The sequence below is a fragment of the Sanguibacter sp. Z41_6 genome (assembly GCF_059621145.1).
In genome coordinates, this window is sequence record NZ_JCAQIF010000002.1 from 192546 (window position 1) to 208784 (window position 16239).

21 protein-coding genes, 1 tRNA gene and 1 other RNA gene are annotated in these 16239 nt (G+C 70.2%); 14 read left to right on the plus strand and 9 right to left on the minus strand.

Annotated elements, in window-relative coordinates; genetic code table 11:
* Nucleotides 1–99: 99 nt before the first annotated feature.
* From AC54T1_RS05855 to AC54T1_RS05865, 3 genes are all read left to right on the plus strand, one after another.
* Complete coding sequence (locus AC54T1_RS05855; RefSeq protein ID WP_484344730.1) at nucleotides 100–513, plus strand: DUF3052 domain-containing protein; 414 nt, start codon at nucleotides 100–102, stop codon at nucleotides 511–513.
* Nucleotides 510–983, plus strand: a complete 474-nt coding sequence (locus AC54T1_RS05860) for a peroxiredoxin (RefSeq protein WP_496911360.1) — start codon at nucleotides 510–512, stop codon at nucleotides 981–983. The genes AC54T1_RS05855 and AC54T1_RS05860 overlap by 4 nt, the downstream gene beginning before the upstream one ends.
* An 84-nt stretch (nucleotides 984–1067) precedes the next feature.
* Nucleotides 1068–1144 (plus strand) — tRNA-Val (locus AC54T1_RS05865).
* Here AC54T1_RS05865 and AC54T1_RS05870 read toward each other — a convergent pair.
* From AC54T1_RS05870 to AC54T1_RS05885, 4 genes are read right to left on the minus strand one after another with little or no spacing between them, the layout of a single operon-like run.
* Complete coding sequence (locus tag AC54T1_RS05870) at nucleotides 1101–1940, minus strand: MerR family DNA-binding transcriptional regulator (protein ID WP_484344916.1); 840 nt, start codon at nucleotides 1938–1940, stop codon at nucleotides 1101–1103. The two genes, AC54T1_RS05865 and AC54T1_RS05870, sit on opposite strands and share 44 nt — an antisense overlap.
* 15 nt (nucleotides 1941–1955) lie before the next feature.
* The gene (locus AC54T1_RS05875) at nucleotides 1956–2729 is read right to left on the minus strand and encodes an ABC transporter permease (protein ID WP_496911361.1); all 774 of its coding nucleotides are present in this window, start codon (nucleotides 2727–2729) and stop codon (nucleotides 1956–1958) included.
* Complete coding sequence (locus AC54T1_RS05880; protein ID WP_496911362.1) at nucleotides 2726–3541, minus strand: ABC transporter ATP-binding protein; 816 nt, start codon at nucleotides 3539–3541, stop codon at nucleotides 2726–2728. Before AC54T1_RS05880 ends, AC54T1_RS05875 begins: the two co-directional genes overlap by 4 nt.
* The gene (locus tag AC54T1_RS05885) at nucleotides 3538–3789 is read right to left on the minus strand and encodes a hypothetical protein (protein ID WP_496911363.1); all 252 of its coding nucleotides are present in this window, start codon (nucleotides 3787–3789) and stop codon (nucleotides 3538–3540) included. The genes AC54T1_RS05880 and AC54T1_RS05885 overlap by 4 nt, the downstream gene beginning before the upstream one ends.
* 322 nt (nucleotides 3790–4111) lie before the next feature.
* Here AC54T1_RS05885 and AC54T1_RS05890 point away from each other — a divergent pair, with 322 nt between their 5' ends.
* Nucleotides 4112–4837 (plus strand): hypothetical protein, encoded by a 726-nt coding sequence (locus AC54T1_RS05890; RefSeq protein WP_496911364.1) that lies wholly within the window; start codon nucleotides 4112–4114, stop codon nucleotides 4835–4837.
* Between the two features lie 46 nt (nucleotides 4838–4883).
* Here AC54T1_RS05890 and AC54T1_RS05895 read toward each other — a convergent pair whose 3' ends face one another.
* The gene (locus AC54T1_RS05895) at nucleotides 4884–5738 is read right to left on the minus strand and encodes a helix-turn-helix domain-containing protein (RefSeq protein WP_496911365.1); all 855 of its coding nucleotides are present in this window, start codon (nucleotides 5736–5738) and stop codon (nucleotides 4884–4886) included.
* Nucleotides 5739–5819: 81 nt separating this feature from the next.
* Here AC54T1_RS05895 and AC54T1_RS05900 point away from each other — a divergent pair, with 81 nt between their 5' ends.
* The 6 genes from AC54T1_RS05900 to AC54T1_RS05925 all read left to right on the plus strand — a co-directional run bounded on the left by AC54T1_RS05900 (nucleotide 5820) and on the right by AC54T1_RS05925 (nucleotide 11037).
* Entirely contained in the window at nucleotides 5820–6230 is a 411-nt protein-coding gene (locus tag AC54T1_RS05900; RefSeq protein ID WP_496911366.1) for a DUF6157 family protein, read from the plus strand.
* Between the two features lie 267 nt (nucleotides 6231–6497).
* Nucleotides 6498–6662 (plus strand): hypothetical protein, encoded by a 165-nt coding sequence (locus AC54T1_RS05905; protein ID WP_484344722.1) that lies wholly within the window; start codon nucleotides 6498–6500, stop codon nucleotides 6660–6662.
* Nucleotides 6663–6864: 202 nt separating this feature from the next.
* Nucleotides 6865–8196 carry an amidohydrolase family protein gene (locus tag AC54T1_RS05910; RefSeq protein ID WP_496911367.1) on the plus strand — a complete coding sequence of 444 codons (1332 nt, stop codon included), beginning with the start codon at nucleotides 6865–6867 and terminating at the stop codon, nucleotides 8194–8196.
* Between the two features lie 88 nt (nucleotides 8197–8284).
* Nucleotides 8285–9514 (plus strand): Nif3-like dinuclear metal center hexameric protein, encoded by a 1230-nt coding sequence (locus tag AC54T1_RS05915; RefSeq protein WP_484344720.1) that lies wholly within the window; start codon nucleotides 8285–8287, stop codon nucleotides 9512–9514.
* Nucleotides 9511–10260 carry a zinc ribbon domain-containing protein gene (locus AC54T1_RS05920; protein WP_484344719.1) on the plus strand — a complete coding sequence of 250 codons (750 nt, stop codon included), beginning with the start codon at nucleotides 9511–9513 and terminating at the stop codon, nucleotides 10258–10260. The genes AC54T1_RS05915 and AC54T1_RS05920 overlap by 4 nt, the downstream gene beginning before the upstream one ends.
* Nucleotides 10261–10263: 3 nt before the next feature.
* Nucleotides 10264–11037 carry a histidine phosphatase family protein gene (locus AC54T1_RS05925; protein WP_496911368.1) on the plus strand — a complete coding sequence of 258 codons (774 nt, stop codon included), beginning with the start codon at nucleotides 10264–10266 and terminating at the stop codon, nucleotides 11035–11037.
* Between the two features lie 55 nt (nucleotides 11038–11092).
* Here AC54T1_RS05925 and AC54T1_RS05930 read toward each other — a convergent pair whose 3' ends face one another.
* A complete protein-coding gene (locus tag AC54T1_RS05930) occupies nucleotides 11093–11878 on the minus strand; it encodes a YaaA family protein (RefSeq protein ID WP_496911369.1) in 786 nt (261 codons plus the stop codon).
* Nucleotides 11879–11931: 53 nt separating this feature from the next.
* Between AC54T1_RS05930 and AC54T1_RS05935 the strand changes: the two genes are divergently transcribed.
* The 3 genes from AC54T1_RS05935 (at nucleotide 11932) to AC54T1_RS05945 (ending at nucleotide 13243) form a co-directional block, all read left to right on the plus strand.
* Nucleotides 11932–12318, plus strand: a complete 387-nt coding sequence (locus tag AC54T1_RS05935; RefSeq protein WP_496911370.1) for a tautomerase family protein — start codon at nucleotides 11932–11934, stop codon at nucleotides 12316–12318.
* A 32-nt stretch (nucleotides 12319–12350) separates the two neighbouring features.
* Nucleotides 12351–12732, plus strand: an RNA gene (rnpB, locus tag AC54T1_RS05940) — RNase P RNA component class A.
* Nucleotides 12733–12898: 166 nt separating this feature from the next.
* The gene (locus tag AC54T1_RS05945) at nucleotides 12899–13243 is read left to right on the plus strand and encodes an STAS domain-containing protein (RefSeq protein WP_484344715.1); all 345 of its coding nucleotides are present in this window, start codon (nucleotides 12899–12901) and stop codon (nucleotides 13241–13243) included.
* A gap of 105 nt (nucleotides 13244–13348) precedes the next feature.
* Here the strand turns inward: AC54T1_RS05945 and ppgK are convergent, their stop codons facing one another.
* Nucleotides 13349–14152, minus strand: coding sequence for a polyphosphate--glucose phosphotransferase (ppgK, locus tag AC54T1_RS05950; RefSeq protein ID WP_496911371.1), 804 nt, complete (start codon nucleotides 14150–14152; stop codon nucleotides 13349–13351).
* Entirely contained in the window at nucleotides 14149–15015 is an 867-nt protein-coding gene (map, locus tag AC54T1_RS05955; RefSeq protein ID WP_496911372.1) for a type I methionyl aminopeptidase, read from the minus strand. The genes ppgK and map overlap by 4 nt, the downstream gene beginning before the upstream one ends.
* Nucleotides 15016–15174: 159 nt before the next feature.
* Here map and AC54T1_RS05960 point away from each other — a divergent pair, with 159 nt between their 5' ends.
* Nucleotides 15175–15360 carry an SPOR domain-containing protein gene (locus AC54T1_RS05960; RefSeq protein ID WP_484344712.1) on the plus strand — a complete coding sequence of 62 codons (186 nt, stop codon included), beginning with the start codon at nucleotides 15175–15177 and terminating at the stop codon, nucleotides 15358–15360.
* 34 nt (nucleotides 15361–15394) lie between these two features.
* Here the strand turns inward: AC54T1_RS05960 and panB are convergent, their stop codons facing one another.
* Nucleotides 15395–16234, minus strand: coding sequence for a 3-methyl-2-oxobutanoate hydroxymethyltransferase (gene panB, locus AC54T1_RS05965; RefSeq protein WP_496911373.1), 840 nt, complete (start codon nucleotides 16232–16234; stop codon nucleotides 15395–15397).
* Nucleotides 16235–16239 lie beyond the last annotated feature (5 nt).

The following is a 16239-nucleotide window of genomic DNA, read 5'->3' on the forward strand; positions in this document are numbered from 1 at the left end:
TCGCCCCGACGTGGCGCTGGGTGGGCTACGTTTGCCACCATTGATCGATCCGCCGCGTCCTGCGTGCGGTGACCCCGACGGGAAGGGAAGACCATCACCGTGGTAGCGACCACTGAGCCCCAGGATGCGGACCGCCTAGGTTTCGCCTCCGGGTTCGTCGTCCAGGAGTTCGGCTGGGCCGACGACGCCGACCAGGACCTCCGGGAGGCGATCGAGGAGATCACCGGTACCGAGCTCGTCGACGAGGACTACGACGACGTCACGGACGGTGTGGTGGTCTGGTGGCGCGAGGATGACGGTGACCTCACGGACACCCTCGTCGACGTGCAGACGGTCCTCGACGACGGCGGCCTCATCTGGATCTTCACGCGCAAGCCCGGCCGGGACGGCCACGTGGGGCACAGTGACATCCAGGAGGCCGCGACGACCGCCGGCCTGCACGCGACGAGCACCTTCTCGATCGCCCAGGACTGGTCCGCGACGAAGCTCGGGACGCGCGGCCGCGGCAAGTGACCGCTGCCGCCGCACGCGCCCCCGAGGTCGGCACGGCCGCGCCGGACTTCGCCCTGCAGGACACGCACGGCACTCCCGTGCGCCTGGCGGACCTGCGGGGTGAGCGCGTGCTCATCGTCTTCTTCCCGTTCGCCTTCTCCGGCATCTGCACGAACGAGCTGTGCGAGCTGCGGGACAGCATCGCGGAGTTCCAGACCCGGGGCGTGCGACTCCTCGCCATCTCTTGCGACCCGGTCTTCTCGCTCAAGGCCTGGGCCGCCCAGGAGGACTTCGGGTTCGACCTGCTCTCGGACTTCTGGCCGCACGGTGACGTCGCCCGGCGGTACGGAGTGTTCGACGAGACCCTGGGGCTCGCGGTGCGGGGGAGCTTCCTGCTCGACGCCGAGGGGATCGTGCGCTGGTCCGTGGTCAACGGGCGCGGCCAACGCCGTGAGCTGGACGCGTACCGGGGCGCGCTCGCGGCGCTCTGAGAATCGTCACGGCCAGGTGCGGAACCCGGCCGGACACGCGGCTACGCATGCCGCACCGGGTAGGCTGTGTCCGCCCGTTCACCGGGGCCTGTAGCTCAGTTGGTTAGAGCGCCACGTTTACACCGTGGATGTCGGGGGTTCGAGTCCCTCCGGGCCCACCAGAAGATCGTTGTTCACACCAACGGCATCACCGGTCTCGCCGGGCATGCGCTCGAAGCGGGTCCAGCCCTTCCAGCCGCGCTCTTCCAGGAGGGCGAGCAGTCGTTTGGCGGCGGGGGCGGACTCGGCCATCGTGGCGTCCAGCAGGTCGACGAAGGTGTCGTCGAACCCGTCCTCTCGCACGTCGCCGGATTCGACCGCGCGGGTGGTGATGCGGTCCAGGATGTCGGCGGCCTCGACCACGCGAGGATCGTCCACCGTCCAGTCAAGCGCTCCGCTGAGCAGGGTGTACAGCCGCACCATGTCCGGGTCGTCCAGGTCGGCGTGCTTCTGTGCGATGACCGCGTCGATCTGTTCCGGGATCTGGGCTGCGACCATGATCCAGGCATCCCGTTCCCGCTCGATCAATCGCTCCTCGATGCCGAGACCACGGAGCCGGTCGAGGTACCCGACAACGCTCGCCGGGAGTGCCAGCTGTTCACCGGCGGCGAGCTGGGCGAGCCTCTTGCGGGTCTCCTGAACCAGCCGGACCTCGGCTCGCAGCCGCTTGTCGATCTGCCGAACCCCATCGGCGAACTCCTCCGGATCGGCGCCCAGGAGGTCTTCTACCTGCGCCAGTGGCACGCCAGCGCTGGCGAGGATGTGGATACGGATCAGTCGCACGACCGCAGCGGCGTCATAGCTGCGATACCCGGAGCGGTCACGGCCGGGCTCGGGCAGCAGACCGATCCTGTGATAGTGCCGGACGGCCGCCACCGTCACCCCGGCGTAGGCGGCGAGTTGGCTGATGGTGAGCATGACATCCACCCTGCTTCAGGCGATCTTCCGCCGGTAGACGAGCATCGCGGCGACGTAGGCGGCGACGGAGATGCCGACGCACCATGCCAGTGCGACCCAGATCTCCCCGCTGACGGGCTGCTGGGCGAACAGGTCGCGGATCGTGTTCACGATGGAGGTCGCCGGCTGGTGCTCGGCGAACCACCGCACCGGTCCCGGCATCGACCCGGTGGGCACGAACGCGGAGCTGATGAACGGCAGGAAGATCAGCGGCTGCAGCACCGCGCTCGCCCCATCCACCGACTTCGTCGACAGCCCCGACAGCACCGCTACCCAGGTCAAAGCGAAGATGAACAGGACCACGATGCCCGCGACCGCAAGCCACCCCAGCACTCCGGTACCCGTGCGGAAGCCCATGAGGAGCGCGACTCCCGTCACGAGCACGACGGAGATGACGTTGGCCACGAGCGAGGTCAGCACATGCGCCCACAGAGCGGACGACCGGGCGATGGGCATCGAGTGGAAGCGGTCGAAGATACCGCCCTGCATGTCGATGAAGAGTCGATACGCGGTGTAGGAGATGCCCATCGCGACCGTGATCAGCAGAACACCCGGCAGTACGTAGTCGATGTACTCGCCCGAGCCGGTGTCCTGCCCGGTGGTGACGGCGCCGCCGAGCACGTAGACGAACAGCAGCATGATCGCGATCGGCATGACCGCGGTCGTGATGATCGTGTCCGGGCTGCGCAGGACATGCTTCATCGACCGCCCGGTGAGGGTGGCGGTGTCACCAAAGAAGTGGGTGGTCATGATGTTCCCTTCTCGCCCGCGCCACCGTTCACGCCGGCGGCGTCGCTGTCCTCGCCCACCAGGGCGAGGTAGACGTCTTCGAGGGACGGCTGCTTCTCGACGTACTCGACCTTCGCCGGCGGCAGCAGCTTCTTCAGCTCGTCCAGCGTGCCGTTGACGATGATCCGGCCCTTGTGCAGGATCGCGATCTGGTCGGCCAACTCCTCTGCCTCGTCCAGATACTGCGTGGTCAGCAACACCGTCGTCCCACCCGCTGCGAGCTTCTCGACGGCCCTCCACACCTCGATGCGCCGCTCCGGGTCCAGGCCGGTGGTCGGCTCGTCCAGGAACACCACCGGCGGGTTCCCGATCAGGCTCATCGCGATGTCCAGCCGCCTGCGCATGCCGCCGGAGTACTCGCCGACCTTCCGGTTGCCGGCGTCGGTCAGCGCAAACCGATCGAGCAGACCGTCCGCGATCGCGCCGGGGTCTTTCAGATGGCGGAGCTTGGCGACGAGGATCAGGTTCTCCCGACCCGTCAGGATCTCGTCGACGGCGGCGAACTGCCCCGTCAGGCTGATGGACTCCCGCACCTGTGCCGGCTGTGAGGAGACGTCGAAGCCGTTGATGCTGGCGGCTCCCGCGTCTGCCCTCAACAGCGTGGACAGGATGCGCACCGCCGTCGTCTTGCCCGCACCGTTCGAGCCGAGCAGGGCGAAGATGCTCCCCGACGCGACCTTGAAGTCCACCCCGCGCAGCACCGAGAGCTTCCCGTACGACTTCTCCAGACCCTGCACCTGGATCGCCGGAGCGATCGTTGATCCCGCGGTCATGAACGCCCGCTCCCGCTCTCGGCCTCGGCACGGGCCATCGCATCGACCAGACGCTTGCGCTCGTTGTCGATCCACTCGCCCTCGGCGTATTTCGTTCTCGTGATCGCCCCGCGGTACATCAGGTACCGCTTCAACGCCGCGACCGCGTCCGCGTCGCCGGCAGGCAGCGCCTTCGCGTGCCGCTTGTACTCCCGCCACCGCTTCTTGTCGCCGATGTCGCCGACGACCTTCTCGATGAAGCCCGACATCATCCGCCTCCTCTCACGGAGCGTCCCGACCTGTGCGAGGTCTCCTGAAACCCAGGGTGCAGGGTTGATGCAGGATCAAGGTCAAGGGCCAAGCTCAGAATGACGCACGACCCTTTCGCGAGGCCATAGACGGATAGGGCGGCGGCCGAGGACTGGTGCCCTCTTTCACGAGGGGAGGTGCGGGCGCTTCGCGTCCGGTGAGGTGTTGCCATCGGCGATAGCATGGGCGTGGCGTCCCAGCGGTGACGATGCCCTCTCTTCCCGCCGCGAGAGGAGTCCGATGCCAACGGGGTTCGGAACAGAGCGGTGGGCGAGGATGAAGATGCGGAACCGCGCAGTGCGGCAGGCACGCGAGGACGAGTTCCCGGGCGGCGTGCGGCTGGGGTCGCTCGAGTGGCAGCAGGCGCTCACGACACCGTCGCTGCGCACGAGCACCTCGCTCGCAGGGTTCGCGACCCTCGCGAGAGGGATCGCCCTGGTCGCGCCCCTCGGGGGCGTGCTGGCGCCCTTGGGCGGCTCAGGGGCCGACGTGTTCTCGGGCACAGACACGATGAGCCCGGACCTGGCTCGATCGGTCGCTGCGATCTGCTTCTGGGTCGCTGCGGTCGGTCAGGCGTGGGCGCTCGCGGATTGGTGGCGCCTCGGCCGTCCCAGGGACGGGAACGGACTCGCAGCGGCGTGCCTCGCGATGGCTGCAGCGGCGGGCGCGGCGTGGTGGCACAGCGCGCGACCCGAGCCGGGGGCGTTGTCGTCGCTCGCGGTGCCCATCGTCGCCACCGGCATCATCGGTACCGTCGCCCTGGTCGCGCGGCTGGTCGGTTCCAGGGACCGCACGGTGCGCGACGTGAGACGGGCCGCGCTCGGCGAACGCCTGCGGTCGCTGCCCGTGGCCGAGCAGGAGGCGCTCCTCGGCGAGCGGCGCGAGATCCTGGATGCTCTGTGCCGACGCGGCCTCCTCGACCGTGACCTCGCCGAACGCGCTGCCCTGGCCCGGCTCGGCGACTGGTGGCTCCTCGACGCCGAGCGGGACGTCCCTGCTCCCCGCTGAGCGCATGCTCGGCTGACTCGCGTCCGGCTCGGCGGGGAACTGCGGATCAGACGGCCAAGCGCTCGGAGGCTCGCCGGTACGCATCGGGGGTGATGCCTGTTGCGGTGCGAAAATCGCGGGTGAGGTGAGACTGATCGGTGTAGCCCAGGCGCGCCGCGATGATCGCGAGCTCCTCATGGGGTCGGAGAGTCAGCGCTCGGGCGACCTCTTGGAGGCGGATGCGGCGGCTCAGCCACTTCGGGCCGTGTCCCAGCGTGTCCATGCAGGCACGTTGGATCGTCCGCTCGCTCTGTGGGAAGCGCTCCGCGAGGGCGGGGCCGGTTCTGGTGTGGATGCGCTCGCGCAACTCGGCCATCACGTCGTTGGCGAGCAATCCCGTCGGCGTCGGCGGACGCTCCAGGAGCATCTGTCCGATGGCACGGTCAGCAACCCGTGCACGTGCGGCAGGATCGGGGGAGACCGCAATCGCGCTCATGAGTGTGTGCAGGCGCGGGTCGAGCTTCATGGTGAGTGGCACCGTGGCATCGGCGACCCCCGCAGGGGCGAGGTCGCTGAGCACCGCCAACCCCGCTGGTCGCAGGCGAACCGCGAACACACGTCCCGTGCCGTGAATGACGCGCTGCCAGGCACGAGCGTGCACCCCGGTGACCACGAGCGGGGCGGGCACGTCGCCCTCCTCGATCGTGACGTTCACCGCGGGCAGGTCGATGATCGGTTGATCCAGGCGTTCGCCGTCATCCAGTGCCCACGAGACGTGCCAGTAGTGATCGACCACCGTTGAAACGGCAGGGTCGGGTGCGATCCAGCCCGCTGCATACCGTGCGAGACGGTGAGGGTAGAGCACGCCGGATCGCTCTGAGACGGAGATCGGGCGCGCCCGATCCTCACGCGCGATGGTCATGTCTCGCATTCTCTCAACCGTGCCCGTCTCGCTGCCGGTTTTCTCCTATCGCGTCCCTCTCGATCGGGCGAGGATGGGCGTATGGGAAGCACGAACTACACCGGCACGTTCATCCAGGTCGCAGACGACTGCCCGGTCGAGGCGGCCGAACGGCCACCGGTCGGCGACAGGGCTCCGACGGTGGCGGCTCTGCAGTGTGCGCTCGTCTTGGAGCGTCCTTATGAACTCACCAGCGACGATGTGCTGTTCGAGGTGCATGCGACCCGGCACTCCATCCCGGCCGAGGCTCGGCCGGCGGCGCGAGAGGAGTTCTTCGCTCGAGACCGTGCATGCCTGCGCTCCTCACCTCTGGGGAAGCGGTACGGCTGGGGCATCCATCACGACGGCGACGGCCGGGTCGCCCTCGTGCCCCTCGGCTCAGCCGAGTACCGGGCCCTTTCCGCCGACCCCGCAGTGAAGCAGCTCAAGGCGATGCGGTCGAAGCGCGCCTGACAGGACCACAGCGGGCTCCCGCCATCGATGTGTCGTGCTGGCGCAGCACCGGGGTCTACTTCCTGCCCTTCTCGACACGCGTCCGCGAGCCGACCCGTGTGCGGCATTACCGACAGGTCGGCCAGCTCAGCGAACGTACCTGATTCACATCACCGCGCTCGCGGACACGCTCGTGACCGAGCTCGCGCGGGCATCCGCGACGACCGAGCGAGTCGACCGCGCTACCGTGAGATGACGGCCACAGACGCTCGACGCAAGGAGACACCAGTGGGCAATCCCCAGGACGAGAAGACGACCTTCGCGCAGGTCCCGATCGACACGACGAAGAGCGAGGCCGAGCAGATCGCGGCTGTCATGGAGGAGCTCAGGAGTCGGGGCGTCGAGACGGACCCTGCGGCGATCGCGAAGGTCGTACGGTCACGCACGACGTAGTTCCGTCAGGCACGACGTAGGTCCGACCAGACCGCAGTGAGTGACCCGCCGGGTCGTTGATGCCCCCGATCTCCGGACCTCAGCACGGGCCTCCACGTGTGATCGGCGCGTAACGCGCCGGACACTCCGGGGTGGAAGCGTCACGCCGCATGAACACTCACGCCAAGACTGCGACCTCCGGGGCGCACGGGGTCCATCCGTGATGGCTGCCTCGTTCACGCTTTCCTCCGTCCGACTCCTGGACCGCGGCGGCCTGTGGGACGTCGTGGTCAGCGACGGACGCATGACGTCCCTCGCGCTCGCTGGCGACGGTGTTCCGTCGCCGTCGCCGTCGCCGTCGCCGTCGCCGTCGCCGTCGCCGACGCCGACCACCGTCGACGGGAAGGGCCTCCTCCTCGTTCCGGGGTTCGTCGACATCCACGTCCACCTCGACAAGGCTTTTCAGCTGACCTCCCTCGAGCGTGCGTACGGGAGCGCGGACAGTCTCGAGCAGGCGATCGAGCGCACGGCGCTCCTGCGCAGCTCGCTCGACCTGGCGACCATCGAGCGCAACGCCGATCGCGTGCTCCGGATGATGGTCAGCGGTGGCACCGTGGCAGCGCGCGGTCACGTCGAGATCAGCGAGGCCACGGACCCCGCGATCGTCGCCCTCCACCTCGACCTCGCCGAGCGCCACCCGGAGATCTCGCTCGAGCTCACGGCGTTCGCGCAGCACGGGACCACGCGCGACAGCCGGACGCTGCGAAGCATGGACCGGGCCATGGCTGACGGGTGCCGGGTGGTGGCCGGGTGCCCCTACGCCGACCCGGACCCGTTGCGGCACCTCGACGACCTCATCGACCTCGCACGCGCGTGGGACGCGCCGGTCGACCTGCACCTTGACCTGAGCGACCGTCCCGAGGACCTGCTCCTCGACCAGGTGATCCCGCGCATCGAGGCAGCGGGCCTGCAAGGTCGCGTCGTGGTGGGCCACCTCACGACGCTCACCGCGCTCGGGCCCCGGCAGGTGCGCGAGCTCGTGGCCGCCGTGCGTGGTGCGGGTATCGCCGTCGTCGCCATCCCCACCACCGATCTCTTCCTCAGCGGACGGCACCAGGACGTCGCACCGACCCGGGGCGTGACCCGCATCGCCGAGCTTCTCGACGCTGGGGTGCCGGTCGCTCTGGCGAGCAACAACCACGAGAACGCCTTCACCCCGGTCTCGATGCCCTCGCTGACCCACGCCGGGTGGCTCGCGTCGCTCACGAACTACATGAGCACGTCGGACCACCAGCTCGCGCTGCTCGACGCGATCAGCCGCGTCCCGCGGTCCCTCCTCACAGGACCCGCCCCGGGGCTCGAGGTCGGGGGAGTCGTGGGTGGCGCGCTCTTCGATGTTCCTTCGCCGGTCGACCTCATCCGCTCGGCGGCGCGCCCGGTGGCCCTGGTGACGGCCCGGGACGGTGTCGTCGCACCCGGAACAGGGACGGTGCCCGCACTGGTCGGGGTCCAGAAGGACGAGCTCGTGGCGCCGTCCCGGTACCCCGCGCGCTGACAGAGACGGAGCCACCCATGAGGCGCACCACGACGACCTGGAGCCCCGGACCCGTATCCTCCCGGACTTCCTCCGCTAGCCTGCGGGAGTGACTTCTGAACCCACCCTGGCCGCCGTCGTCCGACACCTCGACGCGCGCTACCCACCACGCACCGCGGAGGGCTGGGACGCCGTCGGGCTCGTCGCGGGCGACCCGGCCGCACCGGTCCGCAAGGTCCTCTTCGCGGTCGACCCGGTCCTCGACGTCGTCGACGAGGCGCTCGCGTGGGGTGCCGACCTCGTCGTCACCCACCACCCCCTGCTCCTCGACGCGGTGCACTCCGTCGCCGCGACCACGGCCAAGGGAGCGGTCGTCACACGGCTTCTCGCAGCGGGTTGCGGTCTCTACACCGCGCACACCAACGCCGACTCCGCAGAGCGCGGCGTCGCGGACGCGCTCGCGGACCTCCTCGGGCTCGTCGACCGTCGCCCGCTCGTCCCCGCGGCCGACCTGCCGCTCGACAAGCACGTCGTCATGGTGCCCAGCGACGGCGCCGACGCGATCATCGATGCCATGGCCGACGCGGGTGCGGGCGGGATCGGCGAGTACTCCCGGGCAGCGTGGACCACGACGGGCACCGGCACCTTCGTCCCGTCGCGCGACGCCAACCCGACGATCGGCAGCCCGGGCGAGGCCGAGCAGGTCACGGAGACCCGCATCGAGATGGTCGCGCCGCGCGGGGTCCGGCGCGAGGTCGTGGCAGCGATGATCGCGGCGCACCCCTATGAGGAGCCCGCCTACGACGTCCTCGAGCTCGCCGGGCGCGAGGTCGCGACCGGGCTCGGTCGGGTCGGACGCCTCCCCGAGCCGGTGACGCTCCGTGCGCTCGCCGAGCTCCTCGCGGCCGAGCTCCCCGCGACCGCGCAGGGGGTCAGGGCCGCCGGAGACCCGGACGCGACCGTGACGACGGTGGCGGTGCTCGGTGGTTCGGGCGGCTCGCTCATCGGCGCTGCCCGGGACGCTGGCGTCGACGTCTACGTGACGTCCGACCTCAAGCACCACGACACGTCCGAGGCGCGTGAGCGCGCCGCGTTCGAGGCGGCGCACCGCGGCGCGTCCGCGGACGACGGCCGTCCCTTCCTCGTCGACACGGCGCACTTCGCGTCCGAGTGGCCGTGGTTGCGCTACGCGAGCGAGGATCTGGTGCAGGACCTCGCCGCCGACGGCACTACGGTTGAGGTCGCAGTGAGCACCCGGTCCTCCGACCCCTGGACGTTCCGCGTCCCGTCGTCCCAGACCCCGCTGTTCGCACCCCCTACGGAAGGACACCGCTCGTGACCACGGCACCCGTCGAGGACCAGCGCCGACTGCTCGATGTCCAGGCGCTCGACACCCGGACACAGCAGCTCGCGCACAAGCGCACGACCCTGCCCGCGCTCGCCCGGGTCGCTGAGGTCGAGGCACAGCTGGCCGACCTCCATGCGGCGCTCGTCGCGTCGCGGACAGCGGTGAACGACCTGCGTCGCGAGCTCGCCAAGGCCGAGTCCGACGTCGAGCAGGTGCGTGTGCGGGTCACCCGCGACAAGCAGCGCCTCGCGTCCGGTGGGGTGAGCGCCAAGGACGCCCAGGCGCTCACGAACGAGCTGGAGTCCCTGGCCCGCCGGCAGAGCGCGCTCGAAGACATCGAGCTCGAGGTCATGGAGCGGCTCGAGGCGCACCAGGACACGCTCGCGAAGCTCGACGAGGCCAACGAGAAGGTGCTCGAGGCCAAGCGTGAGGTCGAGGCGGAGCGGGACGCCGGATTCGGGGAGATCGACGCGGAGCTCGAGTCCGTGGCTGCGCAGCGCGTGGTCGCGGCCCGCGGGCTCGACGAGGGCCTGCTCGCCCTCTACGACAAGCTCCGCGGGCAGCTCGGGGGCCTGGGCGCCGCCGCCCTCCGTGGCCGCCGGTGCGAGGGGTGCCGGCTCGAGCTCAACCAGACCGACCTCCAGGCGATCCGCGCCGCCAAGCCCGAGGACGTCGTCCGGTGCGAGGAGTGCGGCCGCATCCTCGTGCGCCCGCAGGAGACCGAGCACAAGGCGTAGCCGATGGTCGACGAAGGAACGTCCGACCGCATGACGCCCGACGGGCAGGGTGGGGCCGCCGAGGACGCCGGAGCTCCTGGCGACCCGCGCTCCCGGGTGCACCGGCCGTCAGGATCGACGCTCCGGTTCGACGACGCTGAGCCAGCGACCATCGTGCTCGTCCGGCACGGGGTCACGCCGTACACGCTCGTGGGCGCGTACTCGGGAGGTGGAGTTGCCGGCCCCTCGCTCACAGGCCACGGACGCATCCAGGCGGCGAAGGTCGCGGATCTCGTCAACCGGGTCGGCAGGCAGCTGTGGCAGGACCTGCCGCGGCCCCGCGCCGTCGTCGCCTCCCCGATGGTCCGCACCCAGGAGACCGCGGCGGCAGTCGGGCGGCGTCTTGGCCAGGTCGTGCGCACCGACCCGCGCCTCGCCGAGTGCGACTTCGGTGAGTGGGAAGGCTTCACGCGCGCCGAGATCGAGTCGCGGTGGCCCGGAGACCTCCGGCGCTGGCACGAGTCGGGCGAGGTCCGAGCGCCGGGTGGTGAGTCCATCACTGACGTCGGCGCACGCGTCGAGGCGTGCCTCGGGTCGCTGGGCGACACCGCACCGGGCAGGACGACCGTCGTCGTGGCCCACGCCGTCGTCGTCCGGGCGGCCGTCGGCATGGCCGCCGGTGCGCCGGTCGACAGGTGGCAGCGCTTCCGCGTCCCACCGGCATCGATGAGCATCCTCCGGCGCTGGCCCGACGGGACGAGCGAGATCACCGTCGTCGGGATGCCCTCCGAGGCCTGACCGGACCCGAGGGCCGACGCGAGAGCGACGGCTCGCGGGGCGATCCTCCGCGGGATCAGATGACGACGAGCTCGAGTGTCGAGCGACCGTTCTTCGCCGCCGTCGTGGTGTCCAACGTCACGTCGAGCACGTGCGTCCCGACGAGCTCGCCCGCCGCCTCGAGCAGTTCCGCGCTCGTCCGTGGTGGTGCGCCTGCGCGGACGAGGAGGTGCCGGGTGAGGACCCCCCGTGCGTGCTTGGCGTTGTGGGAGACGACGGACCGGACCCCGTCGAGCTCGCGCACCACCCGGACCGTCACCCAGTCCGTCCCGGCTGCCGGGCGCCACGCCGCGGTGTAGGCGGCCGATCGGCAGTCGACGACGACGTCGGAGGCGGCCCGGGGCTGCAGCACCTCGTGCAGGTGCGGGCGCCATGCCGCAGCGAGCGGCCCGATGCCGGGGAGATCCGTGCTCATCGACAACCGGTACGCGGGGATCCGGTCGGCGGGGGCGACGGCACCCCACAGCGCGGAGACGGTCACGACCGACGCCGCAGCGCGAGCCGTCCCACGCTCGTCGAGATCGCCGAGCCCCGCCGCGCCGTAGAGCACGCCCGTGTACACCGATCCGGCGGTAGCAGCGGGGTCCGTGAGGAGCCGGGTGTTGCGGGCCACCTCCGGGGCGAGGCTGGCGCCGACACCGAGCGTCTCGAGAGCATCCCGGCGGGCGCTCGCCCGGGCGAGCGCCCGCAGGACGCGTGTCCGGTGGCGGTTGAGGGCAGGTGCGGAGAAGGCGTCGAGCTGGACCGGCTCGCCCTGCTCCGGAGCGGTCTTTCCCTCGGACGGAGGCAGGAGGATGAGCACCGAAAGATTTTAGTACCTCGCGCACCGGTGACCGGCCTCGCTAGTCTCGGCCCATGGCACAGCTCAAGGTGTACGGCCGACGCTCGGTCTGGGGGCAGCGACGGGCCGAGCTGTCCGACCTCCTCCACGACGCGCTCGTCGCCGCGTGGCAGATGCCCGCGGACAAGCGGTTCCAGAGGTTCCTGTGGCTCGAGGACGACGACCTCGTCGCCCCGCAGCGTGGTGCGGCGTACCTCGTCGTCGAGGTCGTCGCGTTCACCGGCCGCAGCCCGGAGGCCAAGCGGGCGCTCGTACGCGAGATGTACGACCGCGTGTGCCCGGCGCTCGACCTCGCCGTGGAGGACCTCGAGATCGTCCTGATCGAGAGCGACCGCGCGAACTGGGGCATCCGTGGGATGAGTGGCGACGAGCTCGTGCTCGGCTACACGGTCACCGTCTGAGTGCCACGCCCGGTAGGCTTGCCCCGAGCGGATGAGTTGGCCAGACGGCCGCGTCGGGAGGTCCGCCTCCTGCCGAGGAACGTCCGGGCTCCACAGAGCGAGGTGGTGGGTAACACCCACCCGGGGTGACCCGCGGGACAGTGCCACAGAGAACAGACCGCCGGCAGCGTTCGCGGTGCCGGTAAGGGTGAAACGGTGGTGTAAGAGACCACCAGCGTGCCGGGTGACCGGTGCGGCTCGGTAAACCCCACCTGGAGCAAGGTCAGACAGGATGCGTTCGAGGGCTGCTCGCCCGAGCATCCGGGTAGGCCGCTGGAGGCGTGCGGCAACGCACGTCGTAGATGGATGGTCGTCGCCCGCGCGTGGGTAACCGTGCGCGGGACACAGAACCCGGCGTACGTGCTGACTCATCCGCTCGTTCACCGTCTGCCGTTCGATGAAAACGCAACTACGTATGATATTGGTCAAGCGCTTGCCAAGAAGTCACGCGGCGTCCTAGTCTGTTGAGCGTGTCGTCAGGGCTCATGTGGCACGTGCGTGAGCCGGAGTATTCGTGGCACCGACGCGAAAGTGGTGTGGCATGACGGACATCAAGGCTTCAACAGGTGGTATCCGGCTCAACGAAGAGTCGGCGAAGAGCGTCGTCGAGATGTGGGGCGAGATCGACGTCGCTCTGCGTCCCGAAGCGAGCGCGGCCCTCGCGACCGCCCTCGACCGCAATCTGCCGGTCATCATCGACACCTCGCGGGTGACCTTCATGGACTCGACGGGGATCGCTTTCCTCGTGCAGTTCTACACGATCGGGCACGAAGAGGGCCTGCACGTCACCCTGCGCAACCCGCCGACGGCCGTCAGCGACGTGCTCGCGATGCTCGGCGTCGACGACTTCCTCCGGCGCGAGCCCGCGGACCTGGCGCTCAGCTGAGCGACGAGCCGCGCACGTGGCTCGACCCTACGGAGCAGTGGGGATGCGCGACCATGCAGACGCCCCGGACCAGAGAACTGGTCCGGGGCGTCTGACGTGCGGCGCCTAGACGCCCTGGCGCTGCTGCGCCGCGAGCGCTGCCGCACCGACGATCCCGGCGGCGTTGCGGAGCTGCGCGGGGATGATCGGCGCGCGCAGGTCGAGGAGTGGCAGGAACTGCTCGTGGTGCTTGCTCACGCCACCACCGACGACGATGAGGTCGGGGGAGAACAGGTACTCGACCACGGAGAAGTAGCGCTGGAGACGCTTGGCCCACTGCTCCCACGACAGGTCTTCCCGGTCGCGGGCGCTGTCCGCCGCGCGTGACTCGGCGTCGTGCCCGTCGATCTCGAGGTGACCGAGCTCGGTGTTGGGCAGCAGGTGACCGTCGACGATGAGGGCGCTGCCGATCCCCGTCCCGAGCGTGACGACGAGGATGACCCCCGACTGTCCGCGGGCGGCTCCGTACGTGGCCTCACCGAAGCCCGCGGCGTCGGCGTCGTTCGCCGCGACGACACGTCGGCCGGTGGCCTCCGCGGCCAGGCCCTCGAGGTCGACCCCTGCCCACGACGCGTCGAGGTTCGCGATGCTCGGGACGACTCCGTGGTGGATGGGTGCGGGGAACGCGACCCCCACGGGCGTCGAGTCCGGGAGGTCGAACGACCCGACGAGCTCCTGCATGATCGCCTGCACCGCGGCGGGCGTCGACGCTGCGGGAGTCTTGATGCGTACGCGCTCTGCGGCGAACTCTCCGGTGGCCAGGTCGACGGGGGCGCCCTTGATCCCGCTCCCACCGATGTCGATGCCGAACCCGATGCCTGTGAGTGTGCTCTGTGTGGGGCTCGCGCCCGCTGTGGGTGTGGTGTTCATGGCAGTGTGAGGATCTCCGCTCCGGTATCGGTGACGACGAGGGTGTGCTCGAACTGGGCGGTGCGCCGCCGGTCCTTGGTCACGACGGTCCAGCCGTCGTCCCAGATCTCCCATTCGTGGGTGCCGAGCGTGAGCATGGGCTCGATCGTGAACACCATGCCCGGCTCGATCACCGTGGCGTAGTGGGGCGCGGCGTCGTAGTGGGGGATGATCAGCCCCGAGTGGAAGGCCTCCCCGACGCCGTGCCCTGTGTAGTCGCGGACCGTCCCGTACCCGAACCGGTCCGCGTACTTCTCGATGACGCGGCCGATGACGTTGACCTCGCGCCCTGGTTTCACCGCCTTGATCGCGCGGTCGAGCGCCTCGCGTGTGCGCTCCACGAGCAGCCGGGACTCCTCGGGGAGCTCTCCGACGCCGAAGGTTGCGTTGTTGTCGCCGTGCACGCCGCCGATGAATGCCGTGATGTCGACGTTGACGATGTCGCCCTCGACGAGCTCGAGGGAGTCAGGGATCCCGTGGCAGATGACCTCGTTGACGGACGTGCACAAGGACTTGGGGAACCCGCGGTACCCGAGGGTCGAGGGGTACGCACCGTGGTCGAGGAGGAACTCGTGCCCGATCCGGTCGAGCGCATCTGTCGTGACCCCGGGCGCGACGTGCCGGCCGACCTCGGCGAGCGCCTGCGCTGCGATGCGGCTGGCGTCCCGGATCCTCTCGATCGTCTCTGGCGGGACGACGTCCGGACCCGTGTAGGGCATGGGAGCCGGCTGGCCCACGTACGAGGGACGCGGGATCGAGGCAGGGACGGCGAGCGTCGGGCTGACGGTCCCGGGACTGAGCAGGGGGCGCTGCGCGACTGGCATGGAGGAAGTCTACGGACTCCCGTCTCCCGTGCCCCCCGGGGCCGGCTTCGACCGGCGAGAAGACAGCTCCGTCGGCCATGATGGGGGTGACCGGGGCGCGGAGGCGTCCACCAGGGCGTGCACCCCGAGCGGGTCGCGGAGCGAGGCGAGGAGCGGACCATGACGGCACCCGCGGAGTTCTACTTCAACACCAAGACGCGTGAGGTCGAGGAGGGTAAGCCCTCCTCGTGGCGCCACCGGATGGGTCCGTACCCCACGCGCGAGGCGGCAGCGCGTGCGCTGAGCCTCGCCGAGCAGCGGACGGAGACGTGGGACGCGGCCGACGAGGAGGAGGAGCAGCGGTAGCTGCCCCCGCAGGGAGTGATCCCTCGGGTTGTGCTCAGCTCTCGTACTGGTGCTCCGGGCCGGGGAAGGCACCGCCGCGCACGGCATCGACGTAGTCCTGCGCCGCTGTGGTCAGCGCAGCGCCCACCTGGCCGAACTGCCGGGCGAACCGTGGTGACCAGTCACCCATGCCAGCCATGTCGGTCCAGACGAGCACCTGACCGTCGACGTCGGCGCCGGCTCCGATGCCGATCGTCGGGATCCGCAGGGCCTCGGTGACCCTCGCCGCCACGGGCGCGGGCACCATCTCGAGGACGACAGCGACGGCGCCGGCCTCCTGGAGCGCGACCGCGTCCGCGAGGAGCCGGTCGCCGGCACCTTCGCCGCGGCCCTGCACGCGCTTTCCCCCGAGCAGGTTCTCGGACTGCGGCGTGAAGCCGAGGTGACCGAACACCGGGATTCCCGAGGCCGTGAGGAGCTCGACGTGCGGAGCCATCCGCGCTCCGCCCTCGAGCTTCACCGCGTGGGCTCCGCCCTCCTTGAGCAGCCGCACCGCGTTCGCGTGCGCGTGCTGCGGCGACGCCTCGTACGCGCCGAACGGGAGGTCGGTGAGCACCATCGCGTACTTCACCGAACGGGAGACGGCGCGGGAGGCGACGATCATCTCCTCCATCGTCACCGGGATGGTCGAGGTGTGGCCGAGGGTGTTGTCGCCGACGGAGTCACCGACGAGCAGCAGGTCGACCTCTGCCGCGTCGAAGATCCGCCCGGTGATCGAGTCGTAGGCGGTGAGCATGGTGAGCTTGCGTCCCGCCGCCTTCGCGTTGAGCAGGTGATGCACGCGGAACCGCTTGCGGGGCGCTGGGGTGCTCGGCTGAGCGGGGGACTGGTCCATGTGTG

Bases quoted from the DNA above. Each gene is read 5' to 3' on its own strand.
- AC54T1_RS05895 (WP_496911365.1), bottom strand. From the start codon at position 5,738: ATGACCATCGCGCGTGAGGATCGGGCGCGCCCGATCTCCGTCTCAGAG.
- panB (WP_496911373.1), bottom strand. From the start codon at position 16,234: ATGGACCAGTCCCCCGCTCAGCCGAGCACCCCAGCGCCCCGCAAGCGG.
- AC54T1_RS05935 (WP_496911370.1), top strand. From the start codon at position 11,932: ATGGCACAGCTCAAGGTGTACGGCCGACGCTCGGTCTGGGGGCAGCGA.
- AC54T1_RS05910 (WP_496911367.1), top strand. From the start codon at position 6,865: ATGGCTGCCTCGTTCACGCTTTCCTCCGTCCGACTCCTGGACCGCGGC.
- map (WP_496911372.1), bottom strand. From the start codon at position 15,015: ATGCCAGTCGCGCAGCGCCCCCTGCTCAGTCCCGGGACCGTCAGCCCG.
- AC54T1_RS05870 (WP_484344916.1), bottom strand. From the start codon at position 1,940: ATGCTCACCATCAGCCAACTCGCCGCCTACGCCGGGGTGACGGTGGCG.
- AC54T1_RS05890 (WP_496911364.1), top strand. From the start codon at position 4,112: ATGCGGAACCGCGCAGTGCGGCAGGCACGCGAGGACGAGTTCCCGGGC.
- ppgK (WP_496911371.1), bottom strand. From the start codon at position 14,152: ATGAACACCACACCCACAGCGGGCGCGAGCCCCACACAGAGCACACTC.
- AC54T1_RS05880 (WP_496911362.1), bottom strand. From the start codon at position 3,541: ATGACCGCGGGATCAACGATCGCTCCGGCGATCCAGGTGCAGGGTCTG.
- AC54T1_RS05900 (WP_496911366.1), top strand. From the start codon at position 5,820: ATGGGAAGCACGAACTACACCGGCACGTTCATCCAGGTCGCAGACGAC.
- AC54T1_RS05885 (WP_496911363.1), bottom strand. From the start codon at position 3,789: ATGTCGGGCTTCATCGAGAAGGTCGTCGGCGACATCGGCGACAAGAAG.
- AC54T1_RS05875 (WP_496911361.1), bottom strand. From the start codon at position 2,729: ATGACCACCCACTTCTTTGGTGACACCGCCACCCTCACCGGGCGGTCG.
- AC54T1_RS05925 (WP_496911368.1), top strand. From the start codon at position 10,264: ATGGTCGACGAAGGAACGTCCGACCGCATGACGCCCGACGGGCAGGGT.
- AC54T1_RS05945 (WP_484344715.1), top strand. From the start codon at position 12,899: ATGACGGACATCAAGGCTTCAACAGGTGGTATCCGGCTCAACGAAGAG.
- AC54T1_RS05960 (WP_484344712.1), top strand. From the start codon at position 15,175: ATGACGGCACCCGCGGAGTTCTACTTCAACACCAAGACGCGTGAGGTC.